Annotated in this window: 4 protein-coding genes; 1 reads left to right on the top strand and 3 read right to left on the bottom strand. The window is 69.4% G+C overall.

The annotated features are described in order from the left end of the window. The 3 genes from AAHZ94_RS29605 to pdhA all read right to left on the bottom strand — a co-directional run. A partial coding sequence (locus AAHZ94_RS29605) for a biotin/lipoyl-containing protein (protein WP_349996765.1) occupies positions 1 to 533 on the bottom strand: 533 nt, incomplete at its 3' end. Positions 534 to 552: 19 nt separating this feature from the next. Then, the gene (locus AAHZ94_RS29600; RefSeq protein WP_349996763.1) at positions 553 to 1,542 is read right to left on the bottom strand and encodes an alpha-ketoacid dehydrogenase subunit beta; all 990 of its coding nucleotides are present in this window, start codon (positions 1,540 to 1,542) and stop codon (positions 553 to 555) included. Between the two features lies 1 nt (position 1,543). Then, positions 1,544 to 2,695, bottom strand: coding sequence for a pyruvate dehydrogenase (acetyl-transferring) E1 component subunit alpha (gene pdhA / locus AAHZ94_RS29595; protein WP_349996762.1), 1,152 nt, complete (start codon positions 2,693 to 2,695; stop codon positions 1,544 to 1,546). A gap of 348 nt (positions 2,696 to 3,043) precedes the next feature. On the opposite strand from pdhA, the gene AAHZ94_RS29590 reads away from it, so the two are divergent. Further along, positions 3,044 to 3,703 (top strand): response regulator, encoded by a 660-nt coding sequence (locus tag AAHZ94_RS29590; protein WP_349996760.1) that lies wholly within the window; start codon positions 3,044 to 3,046, stop codon positions 3,701 to 3,703. Positions 3,704 to 4,094: the final 391 nt, after the last annotated feature.

Genomic DNA, 4,094 nt, shown 5'->3' with positions numbered 1-4,094 from the left:
ACCACGGGGGCGGCAGGGGCGGCCGGGGCGGCGGGGGCCGCGCCCGCGTGCCCGTTCAGCTCCGCCTGGAGCGCCGCGGCAACGGACGGCTGGCCGGCTGCTCGTCCGGCCTGGCCGGGCTGCGGCTTGCGGGGCCGCCGCTTGGTGGAGGACGGCGCCGCCCCGTACCCGACGAGCACGGCCTGCCGGCCCTGCTGTGCGGGCTCCTCGTCGGCCGCGGGCGCCGCAGCGGGCTCGGCGGCTGCGGGCGCCGCCGGTTCGGCCGGGCCCGCGCCCGGCTGGGTGTCGACGGAGATGATGGTGGTGCCGACGTCGACGGTCACGCCCTCTTCGAAGCGCAGCTCGTGCACCACGCCGTCGAAGGGGATGGGCAGTTCGACGGCGGCCTTGGCGGTCTCGACCTCACAGACCGGCTGGCCGTCGGTGACCGTGTCGCCAACCTGCACGTACCACTTGAGGATTTCGGCCTCGGTCAGGCCCTCGCCCACGTCGGGCATCTTGAATTCGCGGAAGCGCTGTGCGGTGTTGCTCATGATCGCTGCTCCAAGCCCCTCAGTACGCCAACGCGCGGTCAACGGCGTCGAGCACCCGGTCAAGCCCCGGCAGGTACTCGTCTTCGAGTCGGGACGGCGGGTACGGCGCGTGGAACCCGCCCACCCGCAGCACCGGAGCCTCCAGGTGGTAGAAGCACCGCTCGGTGATGCGCGCGGCGATCTCCGCGCCCGAGCCGAAGAAGACCGGCGCCTCGTGCACGACGACCAGCCGGCCCGTCTTGCGCACCGAAGCCTCGATGCCGTCGAAGTCGACCGGCGAGATCGACCGCAGGTCGAGCACCTCGATCGACTTGCCCTCCTCGGCTGCTGCCGCGGCGGCGTCCCGACACACCTTCACCATCGGCCCGTACGCGGCGAGCGTCAGGTCGGTGCCGGCCCGCTCCACCCGGGCGACGTGCAGCGGGCCCGGGATGGCGGCCGTGTTGACCTCGGAGCGGTCGTGGTAGCGGCGCTTGGGCTCGAAGTAGATGACCGGGTCATCGCTGGCGATGGCCTGCTGCATCATCCAGTACGCGTCGGACGCGTTCGAAGGCGAGACGCACTTCAACCCCGCGACGTGCGCGAACAGCGCCTCGGGCGACTCGCTGTGGTGCTCGACGGCGCCGATGCCACCGCCGTAGGGGATGCGGATGACGACCGGCATCTTGATCTTGCCCAGCGCGCGGGCGTGCATCTTGGCGAGTTGGGTGACGATCTGGTCGTACGCCGGGAAGACGAACCCGTCGAACTGGATCTCCACCACCGGGCGGTAGCCGCGCAGCGCGAGGCCGATGGCGGTGCCGACGATGCCGGACTCGGCCAGCGGGGTGTCGATCACCCGCTCCTCGCCGAAGTCCTTCTGCAACCCGTCGGTGACCCGGAAGACGCCGCCGAGCTTGCCGACGTCCTCACCCATGATGACGACCTTCTGGTCGGTCTCCAGGGACTTGCGCAACGAAGCGTTGATCGCCTTGACGATCGACAGCTTTTCGGTGGTACCGGCAGCCATCTCAGTGACCTTCCTCGGCGAACGAAGCCTGGTACGCGGCGAACTGGGCGCGCTCCTCGTCGACGAGCGAGTGCCCGTCGGCGTAAATGTGCTCGAACATGGCCATGTCGTCCGGGTCGGGCATGGACCGCACCGCGTCCCGCACCCGCTTGGCCAGCGCGTCCGACTCCTCCTCAAGCACGCTGAAGAAGTCCGCGTCCGCGAAGCCCTCGCGGTCCAGGTAGGTGCGCAGCCGCAGGATCGGGTCCTTGGCCTCCCACAGCTCGCGCTCCTCGTCGCCGCGGTAGCGCGTCGGGTCGTCGGAGGTGGTGTGCGCGCCCATCCGGTAGGTGAACGCCTCGACCAGCATCGGGCCCTGACCGCTGCGGGCCCGCTCCAGGGCGGCCCGGGTCACCGCGAGACAGGCCAGCACGTCGTTGCCGTCCACCCGCACGCCGGGGAAGCCGTACCCCTGGGCGCGCTGGTAGAGCGGGACGCGGGTCTGCCGCTCGGTGGGCTCGGAGATGGCCCACTGGTTGTTCTGGCAGAAGAAGACGACCGGCGCGTTGTAGACCGCCGAGAAGGTGAACGCCTCGGCCACGTCACCCTGGCTGGAGGCGCCGTCACCGAAGTACGCGATCACGGCCGAGTCCGCACCGTCCTTGGCCACGCCCATCGCGTAGCCGGTGGCGTGCAGCGTCTGCGAGCCGATCACGATCGTGTACAGGTGGAAGTTGTTGGAGTTCGGGTCCCAGCCGCCGTTGTTCACGCCGCGGAACATGCCGAGCAGGTTCGTCGGGTCGACGTTCCGGCACCAGGCGACGCCGTGCTCGCGGTAGGTGGGGAAGACGTAGTCGTCGTCGCGCAGGGCGCGGCCCGAGCCGATCTGCGCGGCCTCCTGGCCGAGCAGCGAGGCCCACAGGCCCAGCTCGCCCTGGCGCTGCAAGGTCGTCGCCTCGGCGTCGAAGCGCCGGGTCAGCACCATGTCGCGGTACAGCCCACGCAGCTCTTCAGCGGTCAGGTCGATGGAGTAGTCGGGGTGCTCGACCCGCTCGCCCTCGGGCGTCAGTAGCTGTACGAGCTGGGGTTGATCAGCCGTCGGCTGCTTGGCCCTGGTGCGCTTGGTGCTGCTGCTGCGGCGTGGTTTGCTCGCGGCAGTGCTGTCCACGGTCACGTGTGCTCCTCCGTCTGTCCGGCCCCCGGGGTCCGCCGGCGGCTGGTGGTCCTCGCGCCAGAGGCGAAAGGGCGGCTCCGCCCGGACGGTCCCCGGCGCACGGGGTGGGTGCGCCGATGCCCCGACCGGGCGTGACAGGTGCTCCGGCGGGAGTCCCGCGAAAGTCACGTTACCCAGTGCGTCGCAGGTCTGCGAAACCCCATCTGACCTGCGATTTTGCTTGGATTTCCAAGTAAATCGAGAAAGTGGGGAACAAGCACTGGTCACAGCCTCGCAGGCCGCCAGAACAACGGCACGTTATCCCGGAGGGCAAGAGCACGGGAAGAGTTCGTATGTGAGACTGAGAACGTGCGCGAAGAAGGAAAAATCACCGTATTCCTGCTTGACGACCATGAAGTCGTGCGCCGGGGCGTGCACGAGTTGCTCTCCGTCGAGGACGACATCGAGGTCGTGGGCGAGGCCGGAACCGCCGCCGACGCACTCGTCCGCATCCCCGCGACCAGGCCCGATGTCGCCGTACTCGACGTACGGCTGCCCGACGGCAGCGGGGTTGAGGTGTGCCGGGAGATCCGCTCGGCGGACGAGAGCATCCACTGCCTGATGCTGACCTCCTTCGCCGACGACGAGGCCCTCTTCGACGCGATCATGGCCGGGGCGTCCGGTTATGTCCTCAAGGCGATCCGTGGCAATGAATTGCTATCCGCGGTACGCGACGTCGCCGCCGGAAAATCCCTGCTCGACCCGGTCGCCACGGCCCGCGTACTGGAACGCCTACGGGCCGGTAACACCCCGCGCGGCGACGAGCGGCTGGCCTCCCTCACGGAACAGGAACGCCGCATTCTGGATCTCATCGGCGAGGGCCTCACCAATCGCGCGATCGGCGAACGTCTGCACCTGGCCGAAAAGACGATCAAGAATTACGTTTCCAGCCTGCTCTCCAAACTCGGCATGGAACGCCGCTCCCAGGCCGCCGCATATGTGGCCCGCTTGCAGGCAGAACGCCCCTGAGCTCACCTTTCCCCCTTTCCCTGATGGGGGCTTGGTGGGGCTGGTTTTCCCTGATGGGGGGCCTGGTGGGGCTCTGTGGGGCCGCTGGCGGGGGCGGGTCCGCTGCTCGGAATGCGGTACGGGGGTGGGTGGGGGATGAGCGGGGCCGGGCAGGCCGGTCGGGGTTGAGCGGGGTCGGTCGGGGCTGGCTGGAGCCGGCTGGGGTTGCCGTGGGCCGGCAGGGTTGAGCGAGGTTGAGCCGACTTTCGGGGTGGCTGAGTGGGGTGACTGAGTGGGGCGTGGGTTGGCTGTGGGGTGCTGTGGGTTTGGGTTTGGGTTTGGGTTGGTGGGTGGCTGGGGTGGGTGGGTTGTTCTCCGTGGGTGGGCTGGGTGGGAGCTGCCGGGGCTGTTG

This window comes from Streptomyces sp. HSW2009 (genome assembly GCF_040240285.1).
GTDB lineage: Bacteria > Actinomycetota > Actinomycetes > Streptomycetales > Streptomycetaceae > Streptomyces.
This window is presented reverse-complemented; position numbering and strand designations above follow the sequence as displayed.

Bases quoted from the DNA above. Each gene is read 5' to 3' on its own strand.
- AAHZ94_RS29600 (WP_349996763.1), bottom strand. From the start codon at position 1,542: ATGGCTGCCGGTACCACCGAAAAGCTGTCGATCGTCAAGGCGATCAAC.